The sequence below is a fragment of the Saccharothrix obliqua genome, from assembly GCF_019375475.1.
Classification (GTDB): Bacteria; Actinomycetota; Actinomycetes; order Mycobacteriales; family Pseudonocardiaceae; genus Actinosynnema; species Actinosynnema obliqua.
In genome coordinates this window covers 66,986-89,153 of sequence record NZ_JAHXGQ010000011.1, presented here as the reverse complement: position 1 = coordinate 89,153, position 22,168 = coordinate 66,986, and the positions used below count along the sequence as shown (strand labels likewise).

The window sequence follows — 22,168 nt, the reverse complement described above, 5'->3', positions numbered from 1 at the left end:
GCTACTCCCCAGCTTCGCGGTAGGCGCGGGTCCTGCGGTGTTCGTCGTCGAGGATGCTGAACAGCTCGTCGTCGGTGGCCTCGGACAGCCCGTCGTCGTCCGGCGTGCGACGTGCCGACCACGTGGCGAGCAGCGCTTCCAGGCGTGCCGCCACGGCCTCGTGGTCCGCGTCGGCCGCCTGCTCCAGCACGGAGCCCACCCGGTCGAGTTCGGCGAGCAGCGGGTCCGGCCCGGCGGTCGCGGCACGCAGGAAGTCCGCGAGCCGCGCGGGTGTCGGGTGGTCGAACGTGAGCGTGGCGGGCAGCCGGAGCCCCGTCTCGGCGCTGAGCTGGTTGCGCAGCTCCACGGCGGTGAGCGAGTCGAACCCGAGGTCCTTGAACGCCTCGTGCGGGCTGATCGCGGCGGGCGAGGCGTGGCCGAGCACGGTCGCCACCCGGTCCAGCACGAGGTCCAGGACGTCCACCGGGCCCGTGGCGGCGGGTCGCCGCGTGGTGCGGACGAGCCCGCGCAGCAACGGGTGCGGGTCGCCGGCGCGGCGCAGCGCGGTCAGGTCCAGCTTCACCGGCACCAACGCGGGTTCACCCGCGGTGAGGCCGAGGTCGAGCAACGCCAACGCCTCCTCCGTCGTCATCGGCAGGACGCCGTTGCGCCGCAAGCGATTGCGGTCGGCCTGGGTGAGGTCTTCCGCCATGCCGCCCTCCTCGCTCCAGTGGCCCCACGCCAGCGACACGGCGGGCAGGCCACGCGCGTGCCGCTGTTGCGCCAACGCGTCGAGGTAGGCGTTGGCCGCGGCGTAGTTCGCCTGCCCCGCACCGCCGAACACGCCCGAGGCGGACGAGAACAACACGAACGCCTCCAGGTCGCCGGTCAGCTCGTCGAGGTGCCGCGCCGCCGACGCCTTCGCGGCCCACACCCGCGCGAACTGCTCGTCGGTCAGCGTCTGCACGACCGCGTCGTCCAGGACACCGGCCGCGTGGACCACCGAGGTGACCGGGTGCTCGGCCAGCAGGCGTGCCACGGCGGCGCGGTCGGACACGTCGCACGCGACCACCGCGACCGTCGCGCCGAGCGCGGTGAGTTCGGTGGTGTCCGCCGTACCGCTCCGGCTGACCAGCAGCAGGTTCCGCACGCCGTGCCGCCGCACGAGGTGGCGTGCGACCACGCGGCCGAGCGCGCCCGTGCCGCCGGTGATCAGCACCGTGCCGGCGGGGTCGAGCGCGGTGGGCAGCGGCTCGGCTTCGGCGCGCTCCAGGCGGGGCACGTGGACCCGGCCGGCGCGGACCGCGATCTGGGGCTCGTCACCCGCGACGGCCGCCGCGCCGTCCACGAGCCGGATGCGGCCGGGGTGCTCGGTCGCCGCGGACCGCACCAGGCCCCACGCGGCGGCGGCGTCGGGGTCGACCTCGTCGCCGGGTAGCACGGCCACCGCGTCACGCGTGGCCACGACCAGCGTCGAACCGTCGTCGCGGCGCAGGAAGTCCCGCACCACGCGCAACGCCTCCAGCGGCCCGGTGACGTGGTGCGCGTCCTCGGCCGCCGTGACCGGCAGGTCCGCTTCCCGCCACGCCACCCGGTACACCGGTGGCGCGGCGACCGCCGGCGCGCGCAGCACCAGCGACGCGACCTCGGCCACCGGTCGACCCCCGTGGTCGGCGAGGCTGAGCGCGTAGGTGTCCGGGCCGGTGGGGGTCAGCCGGACGCGGGCCCGGTTCCCGCCACGCCACAGGGAAACACCGGAGAACGAGAACGGCACCTTCGCGCGGTCGTCGACCACCGTGACCGCCTGCACGGCCGCGTCCAGCAACGCCGGGTGCACCGCGAAGCCGCTCTCCTCGGGCACCTCCACCTCGGCGAGCACGTCGGCGCCCTCCCGCCACACCGCCCGCAGCCCCTGGAACGTCGGCCCGTACGCGAAACCGGCGTCGGCCAGGCCCTCGTAGAACCCGTCGAGGTCCACGGCCTCCGCGTCGGACGGCCACCGCCACCCGGCCGGTTCGGCGGTGGCCGGGCCGAGCGTGCCGGACGCGTGCCGCACCCACTCACCGCCCTCCTGCGAGTGCACCACGACCGAACGCCGTCCGCCGTCGTCCGGACCCACGGTCACCCGCAGCCTGCTCTCGGCCACCACCAGCGGCGCCTCGATCGCCAGCTCCTCCACCACCGGGCAGTCGACCTGGCGACCGGCCCGCACCGCCAGCTCCACGAACGCCGTGCCGGGCAGCAGGACCGAGCCGCGCACGACGTGCTCGGCCAGCCACGGCCGGGCCGCGGTCGACAGCTTCCCGGTGAGCACCACGCCACCGTCGGGCAGCTCGACCGACGCCGTCAGCAGCGGGTGGTCGACGCCGCCGAGACCCGCGCCGGACAGGTCCGCGGGCGTGGGGAGCAGCCAGAACCGGTCGTGCCGGAACGGGTAGGTCGGCAGGTCGACGTGGGCGGGCGGCAACGACATGCGTGCGCCGTCGACCCAGAGCCGGGCGAGCGCGGTCAGCAGCCGCTCCGGCTCGTCGTGGTCGCGCCGCAGCAGGCCCTGGGCCACCAGCGCCGGGTGCGGGCCCACCTCCACGAACCGCACCACCCCGTTGGCCCGCAGCCACGCCATGGCGTCCGCGAACCGCACGGTCTCACGCACCTGCCGCATCCAGTGCTCCGGATCGGTCAGGTCGGCGGGTTCGCCGTGCATCGCCGACACGACCGGGATCACCGGCTCGTGGAACGTCAGCCCGCGCACCACCTGCCGGAACTCGTCCAGCACCGGGTCCATGTGCGCGGAGTGGAACGCGTGGCTGACCGCGAGCCGCCGCGTGTTCGGCCACGCCGCCGCCATCTCCAGCACCGCGGACTCGTCACCCGACACCACGACGGAGTCCTCCGCGTTGACGGCGGCGATCGCCACACCGGGCCGCAGCGCCGCGGCGACCTCGTCCGCACCGGCCCGGATCGACACCATCGCGCCACCCGGCGGCAGCTCCTGCATGAGCCTGCCGCGTGCCTCGACCAGGGCGCAGGCGTCGGCGAGGTCGAGCACACCGGCGACGTGCGCGGCGGCGACCTCGCCGATCGAGTGGCCGACCAGGAAGTCCGGCCGGAAGCCCAGGTGCGCGACCAGCCGGCTGAGCGCCACCTGCAACGCGAACAACGCGGACTGCGTGTACCTGGTCTGGTCGAGCACGCCGTCCGGGTCCTCGAACAACACCTCCCGCGCCAGCCCCAGCCGTGCGCACACCTCGTCCAGGGCCGCGGCGAACACCGGGTAGGCGGCGTGCAGGCGGCGCCCCATCCCGGCCCACTGGCCGCCCTGCCCGGAGAACACGAACGCCGTGCCACCGGGGCGTGCGACGCCCGTGACGGTGTCCGCGCCGGGGAGGAGCACCGCCCGGTGCGTGAACGCGGCCCGGTGCGCGAGCGAGCGGGCGACCGCCACCGGGTCGGCGTCGACGCCGCGGAGGCGGTCGACCTGGTCCGCCAGCGCCTGCTCGGACTTCGCGGACACCGGCCACGGCACGGGACCGTCCACGACCGGCTCGGCCGGCTCGTCGGGGTGCTGCTCGACGATCAGGTGCGCGTTGGTGCCGCTGATGCCGAACGACGACACGGCGGCCCGCCGGGGCCGTCCGGTCTCCGGCCACGGCACGGGTTCCGCGAGCAGCCGGACCTCGCCCGCCGTCCAGTCCACCTTGGTGGTGGGCGCGTCCACGTGCAGGGTGCGGGGCAGCTCGCCGTGCCGCATCGCCTGCACCACCTTGATCACACCGGCGATGCCGGCCGCGGCCTGGGTGTGGCCGAGGTTCGACTTCACCGACCCCAACCACAACGGCTCCGACCGGTCCTGCCCGTAGGTCGCCAGCAACGCCTGCGCCTCGATCGGGTCACCGAGCACGGTGCCGGTGCCGTGCGCCTCGACGGCGTCCACATCGGACGGACGCAGGCCCGCGTTCGCCAACGCCTGCCGGATCACGCGTTCCTGCGACGGACCGTTCGGCGCGGTCAGGCCGTTGGACGCGCCGTCCTGGTTCACCGCCGAGCCGCGGATGACCGCGAGCACCCGGTGCCCGTTGCGCCGCGCGTCGGACAGCCGCTCCAGCACGACCAGGCCCACGCCCTCGCTCCACGCCGTGCCGTCCGCCGCGTCCGCGAACGACTTGATCCGACCGTCCGGGGCGAGGCCGCGCTGCCGGGAGAACTCGACGTACCCGGCCGGGGACGCCATGACCGTGACACCGCCCGCCAGCGCGAGCGAGCACTCGCCCGACCGCAGCGCCTGCGCCGCCAGGTGGATCGCGACCAGCGACGACGAGCACGCCGTGTCCACGGACATGGCGGGGCCTTCCAGCCCGAGCAGGTAGGACACGCGGCCGGACGTCACGCTGGTCGCGTTGCCGGTGGAGAGGTAGCCCTCCAGGTCGTGCGGTTGCGCGCCCGCACCGTAACCGGAGGCCCAGATACCGGTGAACACCCCGGTCCGGCTGCCCCGCAACGAGGTCGGGTCGATCCCGCCGTGCTCCAACGCCTCCCACGCGGTCTCCAGCAGGACCCGTTGCTGCGGGTCCATCGCCAACGCCTCACGCGGCGAGATGCCGAAGAAGCCCGCGTCGAAACCCGCCGCGTCGTACAGGAAGCCGCCGTGCCGCGTGTAGGTCGTGCCGGGTCCGCCTTCCGGGTCGAACCGCACGTCCCAACCCCGGTCGGCCGGGAACTCGCCGATCGCGTCGACGCCGTCCGACACCAGCCGCCACAGGTCGTCGGCCGACCGGACACCACCCGGGTAGCGGCAGCCGATGCCCACCACGACCACCGGGTCGTCCGCCACCGGGACCGCGACCGGCGTCTCCACCACGCGGCGGGAACCGGAACGCAACTCCGCCAGGTGCGTGGCGAGCGCCGCCGGTGACGGGTGGTCGAACGCCAGCGTGGCGGGCAGCCGCAGCCCGGTGGCGGCGGCGAGCCGGTTGCGCAGCTCCACCGAGGTCAGCGAGTCGAACCCGAGATCGCGGAACGCGCGCTCCGGGTCGACCCCGTCCTCCCGTCCCAGCACCACGGACGTGTGACGCACCACGAGGTCCAGCAGCCGACCCGCCGGTTCCGGCGCGGGCGGGCGCACGCGGCCGAAGCCACGCAGCAGCGACGACCCGGCGTCCGGGTCGAGCTTCGCCGCCAGCAGGACCGGTTCCACGCCGCCGAGCCCGATGTCCAGCAGCCGCAACGCCTCCGCCGTCGTCATCGGCCGCACGCCGGAGCGCGCCAGCCGCCGCTGGTCGGCGTCGGTGAGCCGACCGGCCAGACCGCCCTCCTCCGCCCAGTGCCCCCAGGCGAGCGACACGGCGGGCAGCCCCTCGGCCCGGCGGTGCGCCGCCAAACCGTCCAGGAACGCGTTGGCCGCCGCGTAGTTCGCCTGCCCGGGACCACCCAGCACACCGGCCGCCGAGGAGAACAACACGAACGCGGCCAACCCGGCGGTCAGCTCGTGCAGGTGCCAAGCGCCGTCCACCTTGGGGCGCAGCACGTCCGCCACGCGCTCGGGCGTCAACGCCGTGACCACCCCGTCGTCCAGCACACCGGCCGCGTGCACGACCGCCGTCAACGGGTGCTCGGCGGGCACGGACGCCAGCAACGCGGCCACGGCGTCGCGGTCCGCCACGTCGCAGGCCACCACCCGCACGTCCGCGCCGGGCACCACCACGTCCCGCGTGCTCCGCCCGACCAGCAGCAGGTGGCGGATGCCGTGCCGCGTCACCAGGTGCTCGGCCACGCGTCGTCCCAACGCACCCGTGCCGCCGGTGATGAGCACCGTGCCGTCGGGGTTCAACGGCGTGGCGGGCGCACCGGACGTCCGCGCCAGCCGGGCCGCGAACACCTGCCCGTCACGCACGGCCACCTGGGGTTCATCCGCCGCGACCCGCGCTTCGCCGTCCACCAGCACGAACCGGCCCGGGTGCTCCGACTGCGCCGACCGCACCAGGCCCCACACGGCCGCCGCCGCCGGGTCGACCCGCTCGTCCGGCCGGACCGCGACCGCGCCACGCGTCACGATCGCCAGGCGGGCGTCCCCGGCCAGGTTCTCCTGGAGCACGCGGAGGGTTTCGCCGACCACGGCGTGCGTCGCCCGCACGACATCGCCCTCCGGCACCACCACCTCGTGCACGGCGACGGGCTCGTCCGCGGTCGGCACCGGCGCCCAGTCCGGGCGGAACAGCAGGTTGCCGCCGCCGAGGAAGTCACCGGTCATGGGCCGCACGGTCAACGTGCCGACCTCCGCGACCAGCGCACCGCCGTCGTCCGCCAGCGCCACCCGGTAGGTGTCGGCGGCGGTCGGCGTGAGCCGGACGCGTGCGGCGGCGACCGGTCGGTGCACCACGACACCGCCGAACGAGAACGGCAACCGGCCGCCACCCAGCAACGTCAACGGCTGCAACGCCGCGTCGAGCAACGCCGGGTCCAGCCCGAACCCGTCGCGGGCATCCACGGTGTCCACGGAGACCTCGGCGAACAACTCGTCACCACGACGCCACACCGCCCGCACACCCGCGAACACCGGGCCGTACTCGTAACCCCGCACGGCCAGCCGGTCGTAGAAGTCGGCCAGGTCGACGGACTCGCCGGGCGGCGGCCACTCCGCCGCCCACGCCGCCGCCACCGGTTCACCGGCCGAGGACAGCACACCGGTGGCGTGCTCGACCCACGTACCGCCCGAGCGCGAGTGGATGGCCACCCGCGTCCCGTCGGTCACCGTGACCTGCACCAGCACCGGCTCGGCCGACAACACCAGCGGGTTGTGCAGCACCAGCTCGTCCACGGCGGTCAGGCCGACCTCGCGGCCCGCCCGCATCGCCAGCTCCACGAAACCCGTGCCGGGCAACAACACCGAGCCGAGCACCGCGTGATCGGCCAGCCACGGGTGGGACGTCGTGGACAGCCGGCCGGTCAACACCGCGCCCCGCCCGTCCGGCATCGCCACCGCCGCGCCGAGCAGCGGGTGGTCCGCCGCCGCCAGGCCGGCCGCCGTCACGTCCGCCGAGGCGACCTGCGGCAGCCAGTAGTCCTTGCGCTGGAAGGCGTACGTCGGCAGATCGGCCGTGCCACCGGGTGCGAAACCCCAGTCGACGTCGACCCCGGCGACGTGCAGCCGTGCCAACGAGGTCAGGAAGTCCTCCACCGACCCGTGATCCCGACGCAACGTGCCCACCGCCACCACGTCCGGCAACGACTGCACCAACACCGGATGCGGACTCACCTCGACAAAAACACCATGACCCGAACCGACCAGACTCTCCACCGCCCAGTCGAACCGCACCGGCTCCCGCAGATTCCGGTACCAGTAATCCGCGTCCAACCGCTCGACCGGACCACCCGTCACCGCCGACACAAAAGCAACCTCGGCCGGACGCCACACGACATCCGCCAAATCCGCCAACAACCGCTCCCGCACCAACTCCACCTGAGCCGAATGCGCCGCGTAGTCCACCGGCAGCGTGCGCACCCGGACACCGTCGGCCTCGCAGGAAGCGACCAGTTCCGCCAGTGCCGCGGGCTCGCCCGAGACCACCACGGCACCCGGGCCGTTCACCACCGCGATCGTGACCCGCTCACCCCACCGCGCGGTGTACTCGGCAGCGGCCTCGGCGGACAGCCCCACGGAAACCATGCCGCCCTGGCCCGCGATGGCGACCAACGCCTTGCTCCGCAACGCGACAACCTTCGCCGCATCACCCAACGACAACGCACCCGCAACCACCGCCGCCGCGATCTCACCCTGCGAATGCCCCACCACCGCATCCGGCACCACACCACGAGACCGCCACACCGCCGCCAAACCCACCATCACAGCCCACAACACCGGCTGCACCACATCCACCCGATCCAACACACCACGCTCTAAAACCTCGACCAGCGACCACTCCACAAACGGAGCCAACGCCACCGCACACTCATCGACCACACCCCGAAAAACCGGATCAGCGGCATACAACGCACCACCCATCCCCACCCACTGCGCACCCTGACCCGGAAAAACGAACACCCGCTTACCCGGCTCCACCACCGACCCGGTCACCAGGTGCGGCGACTCACGCCCTTCAGCCAAAGCCTCCAACCCGGCCACATCACCGACCACCACCGCGCGGTGCTCGAACTGCGTGCGCCCGACCAACGCCCGACCGACGGCCGCAGCACCCACATCCGGGTGCTCGGCGACATAACCACGCAGCCGCTTGGCCTGCTCCCGCAACGCCTCCGGCGACTTCGCCGACAACGGCCACACCAGCGGCGCGTCCGAACCGCTCGCGGCGGGCTCCTCCGGGTACTGCTCCACGATCAGGTGCGCGTTCGTGCCGCTGACACCGAACGACGAGATCCCCGCCCGGCGGGGCCGACCGACCTCGGGCCACGGCGTGTTCTCGGTGACCAGGCGGATGTCACCGGAAGTCCAGTCCACGTGCGGCGTAGGTGAATCGACGTGCAACGTGCGGGGCAACATCCCGTGCCGCAACGCCAACACCATCTTGATCACACCGGCCACACCCGCGGCGGCTTGCGTGTGGCTGATGTTCGACTTCACCGACCCCAGGTACAACGGCTCGGCACGATCCTGCCCGTAGGTCGCCAACAACGCCTGCGCCTCGATCGGATCGCCGAGAGTGGTCCCGGTCCCGTGCGCCTCGACGGCATCCACGTCCGACGGCTCCAACCGCGCGTTCGCCAACGCCTGCCGAATCACCCGCTCCTGCGACGGACCATTCGGCGCCGTCAAACCATTCGACGCACCATCCTGATTCACCGCCGAACCACGCACCACCGCCAACACCCGGTGCCCATTCCGCCGCGCATCCGACAACCGCTCCAACAACACGAGGCCCGCGCCCTCGCCCCAACTGGTGCCGTCCGCCGCCGCCGAGAACGGCTTGCAGCGGCCGTCCGCGGCCAGGCCGCGTTGGCGGGAGAACTCGGTGAAGCCGAGCGGGGTCACGATCACCGTCACGCCACCGGCCAGGGCGAGCGAGCACTCGCCGGACCGCAGCGCCTGCGCCGCCAGGTGGATCGCCATCAGCGACGAGGAGCAGGCCGAGTCGACCGACACGGCCTGACCACGCAGGCCGAGCAGGTAGGCGACGCGGCCGGACGTGACGCTCGGCGAGATGCCGGTGGCGAGATAGCCCTCCGCGTCCCGCGGCGCCTGCTCGGCGCTGCCCACGTAGCCGGACGACCAGAGGCCGGTGAACACACCGGTCTGGCTGCCGCGCAACGAGGTCGGGTCGATCCCGGCGTGCTCGAACGTCTGCCACGCCGTCTCCAGCAACACCCGTTGCTGCGGGTCCATCGCCAACGCCTCGCGTGGCGAGATGCCGAAGAAGTCGGCGTCGAAACCCGCCGCGTCCGCCAGGAACGCGCCGTGCCGCGTGTACGACGTGCCGGGGTGGTCGGGGTCGGGGTGGTAGAGCGCGTCCACGTCCCAGCCCCGGTCGGTCGGGAACTCCCCGACCGCGTCCACCCCGTCCGCCACCAACCGCCACAGGTCGTCCGGCGACTCCACGCCACCCGGCAGGCGGCACCCCATGCCGACGATGACGACCGGGTCGTCGTCGACGGGCGCGGCGGGCGCGGGCGTGCTGGTCTCCACGCGCGCGCCCGAGATCAGGTTCTCCAGGTGCGCGGCGAGTTCGGCGGGCGTCGGGTGGTCGAACACCAGGGTCGCGGGCAGCCGCAGGCCGGTGGCGGTGTTGAGGCGGTTGCGCAGCTCCACCGCGGTCAACGAGTCGAAACCCAGGTCGCGGAAGCTCTGCCGCGGGTTCACCGCGGAGGCGTCGTCGTGGCCGAGCACCGCCGTGGTGTGGGTGGTGATGACGGTCAGCAGGTCGGCGGCGGGTGTCACACGCGGTCGGGGCGTGGTGGTGTGCAGGTGGGCGGTGGTCAACGCCGGACGCCCGGAGGCGAGCGCGGCGTCGAACATGGCCAGCGCCTGCTCGGTGGTGATGGGCCGGATGCCCTTGCGCGCCAAGCGCTGCTTGTCGGTCTCGGTGAGGTGCGCGGTCATGCCGCTCGGCTCGGCCCAATAGCCCCACGCCATCGACACGGCCGGCAGTCCCCGTGCCTGGCGGTGCTCCGCCAGCGCGTCCAGGTAGGCGTTGGCGGCGGCGTAGTTCGCCTGGCCCGCGTTGCCGATCACCCCCGCCGCGGCCGAGAACAACACGAACGCGCGCAGGTCCAGGTCCCGGGTCAGCTCGTGCAGGTGCCAGGCCCCGTCGACCTTGGGCCGCAGCACGCGGTCCAGTTGCCCGGCGGTCAGCCGCTCCACCACGGCGTCGTCCAGCACGCCCGCCGCGTGCACGACCGCGGTCAGCGGCCGGTCGGCGGGGATGGTCGCCAGCAGGGCGGCCAGCTCCGCCCGGTCGGCGACGTCGCACCGGGCGACCACGACGTTCGCGTCGAGGTCGGGCACGTCACCGCCGGTGCGGCTGACCAGCAGCAGGTTGCGCACGCCGTGCCGGGCGACCAGGTGGCGGGCGACGGCGCGACCGAGCACGCCGGTGCCACCGGTGATCAGCACCGTGCCGGCGGGGTCGAGGTCGCGCGGGATGGTCAGCACCAGCTTGCCGGTGTGCCCGCCCTGGCTCATCAGGCGCAGCACGTCCGCCGCCTGGCGCAGGTCGCGCGCGGTGTGCGGCAGCGGCGTCAGCACACCCGCCGCCAGCAGGCCACGCACCTCGGCGAAGATCTCCGCGACCCGCTCGGGGTCCACGTCGTTGAGGTCGAACGGGTGGTACACGGTGTCCGGCAGCGAGCGCAGGTCCGTCTTGCCCATCTCCACGAACCGCCCGCCGGGCGCGAGCAGGCGCAGGGACGCGTCGGTCAGCTCACCGGCGAGCGAGTTCAGCACGACATCCACCGCGGGGAACCGGTCGGCGAACGCGGTCGTGCGTGACGACGCGATGTGGTCGTCCGGCAAACCCTGCGCCCGCAACACGTCCCACTTCGCGGGGCTCGCCGTGGCGAACACCTCCGCGCCGAGGTGCCGCGCGATCCGCACCGCCGCCATCCCGACGCCACCCGCGGCGGAGTGCACCAGCACCCGGTCACCGGCACGGAGGCCGCCCAGGTCGACCAGGCCGTACCACGCGGTGAGGAACGCGACCGGCACGGACGCGGCGAGCACGTCGTCCCAGTCCGCCGGCACCGCGGTGAGCAGCCGGTGGTCGGTCACCGCACGTGGGCCGAACGCGCCGGTCGCCAACCCCGCCACCCGGTCGCCAGGCCGCCACCGGGTCACGCCCGGTCCGACCTCCAGCACCGTCCCGGCCGCTTCACCGCCGAGCAGTGCCCGGTCCGGGTAGACGCCGAGCGCGATCAGCACGTCCCGGAAGTTCACCCCGGCCGCCCGCACCGCGATCCGGACCTGACCCGCCGCCAACGGCGGTTCGTCGTACCCGGCCAGGCCCAGGTCGTCGAGGCTGCCGGTGCCCGACTCGGCGAGCCGGTACGCGCCGCCCGGCGGGACCAGCTCCGGCCCGGCCCGGCGTTGCCGGGGCACCAGGACGTCCCCGCCACGCAGGGCGAGTTCCGGTTCGCCACCCGCCACGGCCGCCGCCGCGAGGCCCTGCTCGGCGGTGGCACGCTCGTCCAGGTCCACCAACACGAACCGGCCCGGGTGCTCGGCCTGCGCGCTGCGCACCAGGCCACGCACGGCCGCACCGGCGACACCACGCGTGAGCACCGCCAGCTTCCCCTGCCCGGTGGCCAGGAAGTCCTGCACCACCTCGCGGGCCCGCTGGGTCAACGCGTGCACGGACGCGGCGTCCTCGGGCGCGGTGAGCAACGGCCCGGCGGTGACTTCTTCCCGGGTGCCCGGTGTGAGCGGCGCCCAGTGGGTGCGCAGCACGGTCGCGGACGCACCGGCGGGTCGCACGGTCAACGTCCCGATGGTCGCCACCGGTTCGCCGTCCAGCGTGGCGAGGGCGGCCGCGTAGGTGTCGGTTCCGGTGCGGGACAGGCGTACCCGCGCGGCGGCGACGCCGGTTCGGTGCACCGCCACCCCGGCGAACGAGAACGGCAACCGCACCCGCGCGTCGGGGCTGAGCAGGATCACCGGCTGCAACGCCGCGTCGAGCAGTGCCGGGTGCACGCCGAAGCGGTCGCCCTCGGGCACCGTCACCTCGGCCACCAGGTCGTCACCCGACCGCCACAGCGCCCGGACGCCCTGGAACGCCGGGCCGTACTCGTACCCGAGGTCGGCGAGGTGGCGGTAGAAGTCCGCCGGGTCGAGCCTTTCCGCGTCGGCGGGCAGGGCGACCGGTCGCGGTTCGACGTGGCCGCCGAGCGTGCCGGACGCGTGCTTGACCCACGTCTCCCCCGTGCGGGAGTGGATGGCGATGCTCCGGCGACCCCCGTCCGGCGGGCCGACCGAGACCTGCACCAGTGTGGGTTCCGCGGACAGCACCAGCGGGGTGTGCAGCACGAGGTCTTCCAGCGGCCCGGAGCGCGTGGCGAGTTCGAGGAAGGCCGTGCCGGGCAGGAGGACCACGCCGTCGACCGCGTGGTCGGCGAGCCACGGGTGCGTGCGGGTGGAGAGCCTGCCGGTCGACACGGACCCGCCGTCCGGCAGCTCCGTGACCGCGCCCAGCAGCGGGTGGTCCGGCGAGCCGAGCCCGGCCGCCGCCACGTCGGGCGCCGACGTGGACAGCCAGAACTCCTTGCGCTGGAAGGCGTACGTGGGCAGGTCCACCACGACACCCGCGCCGGACGGCCACTCGACGTCGACTCCGGCGACGTGCAGTCGTGCCAACGAGGTCAGGAAGTCCTCCACCGACCCGTGATCCCGACGCAAAGTGCCCACCGCCACCACGTCCGGCAACGACTGCACCAACACCGGATGCGGACTCACCTCAACGAAAACACCATGACCCGAACCGACCAGGTGCTCCACCGCCCAGTCGAACCGCACCGGCTCCCGCAAATTCCGGTACCAGTAATCCGCGTCCAACCGCTCGACCGGACCACCCGTCACCGCCGACACAAAAGCGATCTCCGCCGGACGCCACACGACATCCGCCAAATCCGCCAACAACCGTTCCCGCACCAACTCCACCTGAGCCGAATGCGCCGCGTAGTCGACGGGGATTCGCCGGGCGTGGATGCCGTCCCGCCGGCACGACTCGAACAACTCGTCCAAGGCTTGCGGCTCACCGGACACGACGACGGTGTCGGCCGAGTTCACCACCGCCACGGTCAACCGCTCGCCCCACGGTGCGAGGTAGTCGGGATCGGACAGGTTGACCGACATCATCCCACCCTGGCCCGCGATGGCGACCAACGCCTTGCTCCGCAACGCGACGACCTTGGCCCCGTCCGCCAACGACAACGCACCCGCCACCACCGCCGCCGCGATCTCACCCTGCGAATGCCCCACCACCGCATCCGGCACCACACCACGAGACCGCCACACCGCCGCCAAACCCACCATCACAGCCCACAACACCGGCTGCACCACATCCACCCGATCCAACACACCACGCTCTAAAACCTCGACCAGCGACCACTCCACAAACGGAGCCAACGCCACCGCACACTCATCAACCACACCCCGAAAAACCGGATCAGCGGCATACAACGCACCACCCATCCCCACCCACTGCGCACCCTGACCCGGAAAAACGAACACCCGCTTACCCGGATTCACCGCCACACCGGTCACCAGGTGCGGCGACTCACCGCCCTCGGCCAAAGCCTCCAGCCCGGCCACATCACCGACCACCACGGCACGGTGCTCGAACCGGGTACGCGTGGCCAACGCCCGGCCAATCGCACCCGCACCCACGTCGGGGTGCTCGGCCACGAAAGCCCGCAACCGCTCGGCCTGCTCCCGCAACGCCTCCGCCGACTTGGCCGACAACGGCCAGAGCACCGGGCCGTCCGCCGCTTCCGGGACGCTTTCGGGTGACTGCTCGACGATGACGTGGGCGTTGGTGCCGCTGATCCCGAACGCCGACACACCCGCCCGCCGCGGCCGTCCGCTGTCCGGCCACGGCCGGTTCGCCGTCAGCAGGCGCACGTCCCCGGCCGTCCAGTCCACATGCGACGTCGGCGCATCGACGTGCAACGTGCGGGGCAACACGCCGTGCCGCAACGCCAACACCATCTTGATCACACCGGCCACACCCGCCGCCGCCTGGGTGTGGCCGAGGTTGGACTTCACCGACCCCAACCACAACGGCTCCGACCGGTCCTGCCCGTAGGTCGCGAGCAACGCCTGCGCCTCGATCGGATCACCCAACGTCGTACCCGTGCCGTGCGCCTCAACGGCATCCACGTCCGACGGCTCCAACCGCGCGTTCGCCAACGCCTGCCGAATCACCCGCTCCTGCGACGGACCATTCGGCGCCGTCAAACCATTCGACGCACCATCCTGGTTCACCGCCGAACCACGCACCACCGCCAATACCCGGTGCCCATTCCGCCGCGCATCCGACAACCGCTCAAGCAGCAGGAGTCCCGCGCCCTCGGACCAGCCCGCGCCGTCGGCGGAGGCCGCGAAGGACTTGCTGCGCCCGTCCGGCGCGCTCGCGCCCTGCCGCGACATCTCGGTGAACAGGGAGGGCGTGGAGTTGAGCGTCACGCCGCCCGCGAGCGCCAGCGAGCACTCACCCGACCGCAGCGCCTGCGCCGCCAGGTGCAACGCCACCAGGGACGACGAGCAGCCGGTGTCCAGGGACAACGCGGGACCGAGCAGGCCGAACAGGTACGACAGGCGTCCGGACCCGATGCTGGTCGCGGTTCCGGTGACCTGGTAGCCCTCCAGGTCGTCGGGGATCGCGCCCTCCGCGTAGCCGGTGGACCAGATACCGGTGAACACACCGGTCCGGCTGCCCTCCAGGGACGTCGGGTCGATCCCGGCGTGCTCGAACGTCTGCCACGCCGTCTCCAGCAACACCCGCTGCTGCGGGTCCATGGCCAGGGCTTCCCGTGGTGAGATGCCGAAGAAGGCGGCGTCGAAACCACCTGCCCCGTCAAGGAACCCTCCCTTACTGGTGACCGAAGAACGGGGTCGCCGCCCCTCCGGGTCGTGCAGGCGCGCGAGGTCCCAGCCCCGGTCGGTCGGGAAGTCCCCGACCGCGTCCACCCCGTCCGCCACCAACCGCCACAGGTCGTCCGGCGACTCCACGCCACCGGGGAACCGGCAGCCCATCCCGACGATGGCGATCAGGTCGTCGTCCACCGCGGTCGGCGTGACCTCCGTCGGCGCGGCCTCACCCGCGAGGTGCGCGGCGAGCCGCGCGGGCGTCGGGTGGTCGAACACCAGCGTGGTCGGCAGCGGCACGCCCAGCACGGCGACCAGCCGGTTGCGCAGGTCCACGGCGGTGAGCGAGTCGAAACCCAGTTCCTTGAACGGCAGCTTCGGGTCCAGCGCCCGCGGCGAGCTGTGCCCGAGCACGGCCGCCACCTGTGCCGTGACCGTCTCCAGCAGGTCGGTGCGGTGTTGTGGCGTGACGGTTTCGACGCGACGCGCGGCGGGCAGGTCGGCGAGCAGCCGACTGGGCCGGGCGTGCGTGAAGGCGGCGGCGAACACCGGCCAGTCCACGTCGGTGACGATCGCGTGCGCCACGTCCTGGTCGAGCACGTCGCCCAACGCCGCCAACGCGTGGTCCGGCGACAACTCGCCCAGGCCGAGCAGGGTCCGCTGGCGCTGCACGGTGTCCAGCGCCGCCATACCGCCCTCGGCCCAGATCCCCCACGACACCGAGGTCGTGGCGCGGCCCTGTGCCCGGTGTTGCGCGGCCATGGCGTCCAGGAACGTGTTGCCCGCCGCGTAGGCCGCGCCGTGCCCGTCACCCCACACGCCGGCGGTGGAGGAGAACAACACGAACGCGTCGAGGTCGGGCAGCAGCTCGGCCAGGTTGACCGCGCCGAGCACCTTGGCGGCCAGCACGTCGACGAACGCGGCGGGGTCGGCGTCGGCCAGGCGGGTCGCCCGGATCGCGCCCGCGGCGTGGAAGACCGAGCCGATGTCGTGGCGGGCGACCAGGTCGCGCACCTGCGCGAGGTCCGCCACGTCGCACGCCTCCACGGTCACGCCCGGGAGGTCCCGCACCGCGGCGGCGCCCGGCGCGTCGGTGCCGCGGCGGCTCACCAGCACGACGTGCTCCGCGCCCCGTGACACCAGCCAGCGGGCCACCCGGCCGCCGAGCGCGCCCGTGCCGCCGGTGACCAGCACCGTGCCACGCGGTCGCCACTCCCGGGCCGCCGGGCGGTGTGCCGCGCGCCGCAGTCGGCGGCCGAACACGCCGGTCGCGCGGACCGCCACCTGGTCCTCGTCACCCGAGGGCACGCCGAGCAGCAGGCCGATGGCCGCGTCGTCCGGCGTCGCGGGCACGTCCACCAGCCCGCCCCAGCGCTCCGGGAACTCCAGCGCGGCGGACATGCCGACGCCCCAGGCCATCGCCTGCCCGGGATCGACCGGGTCGGCGGCGGAAGTGGCGACCGCGCCGCTGGTCACGCACCACACCGGCACGGCCACCCGCGGCAGCAGGTCCAGCAGCCGGACCACGCCGGGCGGCAACGCCTCCCCCGCCACGCCGGTCGGCAGGAAGACGAGCACACCGGCCACGCCCGGCAACTCGTCGGGCAGCGTGGCGGTGACGCGGAAACCCAGCTCCCGCAACGCTTCCGGCCACGGCGACCCGGCCTCACCGAGCACCAGCCAGCGGTCCGGGTCGATCGGCTCCGCGCCGACGACGGGCGTCCAGCGCACCTCGTACCGGTCGTCGGCGGGTGCGGTGGTGGTGGGCGCGAGCCAGAAGTCCTCGTGCTGGAACGGGTACGTGGGCAACGCGACGCGATTCGTGGTGCCGAGCACCGACGTCCAGTCGACCGACCCGCCGAGCGCGTACAGGCGGCCCGTGGCGGAGAGGAAGTCGGTGAGGTCGCCGTGGTCGCGACGCAGCGTGCCGGTGGCGGGCGCGTCCAGGGCGGGCACCAGCACCGGGTGCGGGCTGACCTCCACGAACACCGCGCCCGTCGCCGCCAGCGCGTGCGACGGCACGTCGAACCGGACGGGCTCACGCAGGTTGCGGTACCAGTAGTCGGCGTCGGCGGTGTCCACGAGCGTGCCGGTGACGGTGGAGTGGAACGGGATGCGTGGCGGGCGCGGCTCGATGCCCGCGAGGTCGGTGAGCAGCCGGTCCCGGATCTCCGCGACCTGCGCGGAGTGCGCGGCGTAGTCCACGGGCAGCAGGCGGGTGCGGATGTCGTGGTCCGCGCAGTGCGCGGTCAGCTCCGCCAACGCGTCCGGGTCGCCGGAGACGACGACCGCGCCCGGTCCGTTGACCACGGCCACGGTGAGCCGGTCGCCCCAACGCGTCACCAGCGCGGCGGCCTGGTCCACCGGCAACGCCACGGACAGCATCCCGCCCCGCCCGGACAACGCGGCCAACGCCCTGGCCCGCAAGGCGACCACCCTGGCCGCGTCGTCCAAGGACAACGCGCCGGCGACGTGCGCGGCGGCGATCTCGCCCTGCGAGTGGCCGATCACGGCGTCGGGCTCGACGCCGAACGAGCGCCACAGCTCGGCCAACGCCACCATCACCGCGAACAAGGCGGGCTGCACCACGTCGACGCGGTCCAGCGACCCGCCGGCCAGCACGTCGGCGAGCACGAAGTCCACGTGCGGCGCGAGGGCCGCGCCACACCGGTCGATCGCGGCCCGGAACACCGGGGACCCGGTGTAGAGCCGGTGGCCCATCCCGATCCACTGCGCGCCCTGGCCGGGGAACACGAACACCGTCGGGCCGGTCCGCGCGGGCGTGCCCGGCGGGAGCGCGGCGAGCCCGGCCAGCAACGCGTCCCGGTCGCCCGCGACGGCGGCGCGGAGCGGGAAAGCACTGCGCCGCAGCAGTTCCCGCCCGATGTCGGTGACCGGCACGTCCGGGTGGGCGAGGGCGAACCCACGCAGCCGGGCGGCCTGCTCGGCGAGCGCTTCGGGCGTTTTGGCGGACAACGCCCACACCGCGGGACCTTCCGCGCCACCCGGGGCAGGCAGGTCGGGTGACTGGGCCACCACCAGGTGCGCGTTGGTGCCGCTGATGCCGAAGGCGGACACGGCGGCGCGGCGTGGTCGTCCGGTGTCCGGCCATGGTCGGCTCGACGTCAGCAGTCGCACGTCGCCCGCCGTCCAGTCGACGTGCGGGGTGGGCGCGTCCACGTGCAGGGTGCGCGGCAGCACGCCGTGCCGCAACGCCAACACCATCTTGATGAGCCCGGCGACACCCGCCGCGGCCTGGGTGTGGCCGAGGTTGGACTTCACCGAGCCCAACCACAGCGGTTCCGCGCGTTGCTGCCCGTAGGTCGCCAGCAACGCCTGCGCCTCGATCGGGTCACCGAGCGCGGTTCCGGTGCCGTGCGCCTCCACCGCGTCCACTTCGGACGGACGCAAACCCGCGTTCGCCAACGCCTGCCGGATCACGCGTTCCTGCGACGGACCGTTCGGCGCGGTCAGACCGTTGGACGCACCGTCCTGGTTGACGGCCGTGCCGGCGATGACGGCCAACACCTCGTGGCCGTTGCGGCGGGCGTCGGAGAGGCGTTCCAGCAGCACCAGGCCGACGCCCTCGGACCAGCTCGTGCCGTCGGCGGCCTCGGCGAAGGGCTTGCTGCGGCCGTCCGGTGCGAGACCGCGTTGCCGGGAGAACTCGGTGAAGCCCAGCGGCGTGGCCATCACGGTGACGCCGCCCGCCAGCGCCAGCGAGCACTCGCCCGACCGCAGCGCCTGCGCCGCGAGGTGCACGGCGACCAGCGACGAGGAGCACGCCGTGTCCACGGACAGGGCCGGTCCGCGCAGGCCGAGGTGGTAGGCGACGCGGCCGGACGTGACGCTGGTGGCGGTGCCGGTCACGAGGTAGCCCTCGACGTCCTCGGGCACCGGCTGGTTCACCGCGTAGCCGGACGACCAGATGCCGGTGAACACACCGGTCTCGGTGCCGCGCAACGCGGTCGGGTCGATCCCGGCGTGCTCGAACGCCTCCCAGGCCGTTTCCAGCACGAGTCGCTGCTGCGGGTCCATCGCGAGCGCTTCGCGGGGCGAGATCCCGAAGAACGCGGCGTCGAAGCCCGCCACATCGTCAAGGAACCCTCCCTTACTTACGTACGTGGTACGCCCACCACGCAGATCCGGGTCGTGCAGGCGGCCCACGTCCCAGCCCCGGTCGTGCGGGAAGTCGCCGATCACGTCGACCTCGCCCACCACGACCCGCCACAGGTCCTCCGGCGACCGCACCCCGCCGGGGAACCGGCACGACATGCCGACGACCACCACGGGGTCGTCGGCGACCACGTGCGCGACCACCTCCCCGCCCGTCGACCCGGAGCGCAGGTGCTCGATCAGCTCCGCGGGTGTCGGGTGGTCGTAGACCAGGCCGGACGGGAGGTTCGCGCCCAGCGCCGCGTTGAGCCGGTTGCGCAGCTCCACGCCGGTCACCGAGTCGAACCCGAGTTCCTTGAAGGTGAGCGCGTGGTCGACGTCGCCCGGGTCGGCGTGGCCGAGGACGTGCGCGATCTGCGCCGCCACCACCTCGGCCGGGTCCGCGCCGGTGACCGGCTCCTCCACGTCGCCGTCGGCCAGCCAGTGCGAGCGGCGCTGGAAGGCGTAGGTGGGCAGGTCGACCAGCCCCGTGCCGGCGGGGAACGCGGGCGTCCAGTCCACGTCCGCGCCCGCGGTGAACAGGCGGCCCAGCGCGGTCAGGAACTCGACGTGGTCGCCGTGGTCGCGACGCAGCGTGCCGGTGACGGCGGCGGGCGAGCCGGCCTCCTCGGCGGTCCGCTCGACGCTCGGCGCCAGCACCGGGTGCGGGCTGACCTCCACCACCGCGCCGTGCCCGGCGGCGAGCAACGCGGCCGACGCGAGGTCGAACCGCACCGGGTCCCGCAGGTTCCGGTACCAGTAGTCCGCGTCCAGCGCCGTGGTGTCCAGTGCGGTCCCGGTGACCGCCGAGTAGAACGGCACCTCCGCCGCGCGCGGCCGGACGTCGGCCAGGTCGGCGAGCAGCCGGTCCCGGATCTCCGCGACCTGCGCGGAATGGGCGGCGTAATCAACCGGCAACGCGCGCGCTCGAATTCCAGCGGCGGCGGAGGCGGTCAGCAAATCACGCAGCGACGCCGGGTCGCCGGACACGACCACCGCGTCCGGCGCGTTCACCACGGCGACCGTGAGCGAATTTCCGGAAGCGTTGAGAAAATCTTCCGCCGCGGCCACCGGAAGGGCCAGCGAGACCATTCCGCCACGGCCGGCCAGCGCTTTCAGCGCCCGGCTGCGCAGGGCGACCACGCGGGCCGCGTCGGCCAGGGACAACGCGCCGGCCACGTGCGCGGCGGCGATTTCGCCCTGGGAGTGCCCGACGACCGCGTCCGGGACCACCCCGAACGACCGCCACAGCCGGGCCAGCGCCACCATCACCGCGAACAACGCGGGCTGCACCACGTCCACCCGGTCCAGCGGGCCGGCGGAGGTGAGCACGTCGACCAACGACCAGTCGGTGTGCGGCGCCAACGCCGCACCGCACTCGTCGATCGCCACGCGGAACACGTCGGACGACGCGTACAGGGCACGGCCCATGCCCTGCCACTGCGCACCCTGGCCGGGGAACACGAACGCCGTGCGACCCGGGTCGCCCGCCCGGCCGAGGGCGACCGGCTCACCGGGCGCGTCCGACCGCAGCACGGCCCGGTGCGGGAACAACGCACGCGTGGCCACGAGGGACCGCCCGACGGCCGCCGGGTCCTGCTCCGCCGCGTGCTCGCGGAGCCGGGCGACCTGCGCCCGCAACGCGGCGGCGGACTTCGCGCTCACCACCCACGGGACGGGTTCGGCGGGCGGGCTCGACACCCCGGGGGCGGGCATCGGCGGGGCCTGTTCCACGATCACGTGGGCGTTCGCGCCGCCCATGCCGAACGACGACACCCCCGCGAGGCGCGGCCCCTCCGGCCACGGCGTCAGCTCGGTCTGCACCCGCAACCGCAACTCCGCCAACGGGATCGCGGGGTTGGGCGTGGTGAAGTTCAGGCTCGGCGGCAGTTCGCCCTCGTGCACGCTGAGCAGCACCTTCAGCAGCCCCACGAGGCCGGCCGCGCCCTCCAGGTGGCCGACGTTGGTCTTGGCCGAACCGACCGCGAGCGGTGTGGTGCGGTCGTGGTGCGCGGCGCCCAGACCGGCCGCCTCCACCGGGTCGCCGACCGCGGTGCCGGTGCCGTGCAGCTCCACGTACCCGACCTCGTCCGCGTGCACGCCCGCCCGGTCCAGCGCGGCCCGGATCACCTGCTCCTGCGCCGCCGCGTCCGGCACGGTCAGGGCCGCGCCGGCACCGTCGTGGTTGACCGCGCTGCCCCGGATCACGCCGTACACCCGGTCACCGTCGGCGAGCGCCGCCGCCAGCGGCTTCAGCACGACGACACCGCCGCCCTCGCCACGCACGAAACCGTTGGCACGCGCGTCGAACGTGAAGCACCGCCCGTCCGGCGACAGCCCGCCGAACTCGGCGGCGACCTGCTCGCGCGCGGCGGAGAGGTTGAGGTTCACCCCGCCCGCCAACGCCACCGACGACTCGCCGCGCCGCAGGCTCTCCACCGCCAGGTGCACGGCGACCAGCGCGGAGGACTGGGCCGTGTCCACGGTGAGGCTCGGCCCGCGCACGCCCAGGAAGTGCGACACCCGGTTGGCGAGCACGCCGCGGTTCGTGCCGGCCATGGTGTGCGGGGTGATGTGCGCCGGGAGGCTCAACGTCGTGTAGTCGTCCCAGGTCGCGCCGATGAACACGCCGGTGCGCCCGTCCGGCTCGACCACGCGGGCGTCCTCCAGCGCCTCCCAGGCCAGTTCCAGCACCAGGCGCTGCTGGGGGTCCATCGCGGCGGCCTCGCGCGGGGACACCCCGAAGAACGCCGCGTCGAACCCGTCGACCCGGTCCAGCCAGCCACCGGGCCGCGTGCCCGCCCGGCCGGCGGGCGGCGGCGCGATCGCGTCCACGCCGTCCCGCAGCAACCGCCAGAAAGCACGTGGATTCGCCGCCCGCGGCAAGCGGCAGGACATTCCGACGACCGCGATCCGGTCCTCGTCCGATGCGTTGGTCGAGCCCATCGAGGCAACCTCCCGCGAAGCCGGAGAAAGCAGTCGGGTCCGGATGCCGACGGCGCTGTCGGA

General features: G+C 73.8%; 1 protein-coding gene. It reads right to left on the bottom strand.

Annotated features, from left to right (window positions below; translation table 11 throughout):
* Window position 1 precedes the first annotated feature (1 nt).
* Window positions 2-22,105, bottom strand: a complete 22,104-nt coding sequence (locus KZQ38_RS28965; RefSeq protein WP_219446378.1) for a type I polyketide synthase — start codon at window positions 22,103-22,105, stop codon at window positions 2-4.
* Window positions 22,106-22,168 lie beyond the last annotated feature (63 nt).

Coding starts and splice junctions, on each gene's coding strand:
- KZQ38_RS28965 (WP_219446378.1), bottom strand. CDS start 22,105: ATGGGCTCGACCAACGCATCGGACGAGGACCGGATCGCGGTCGTCGGA.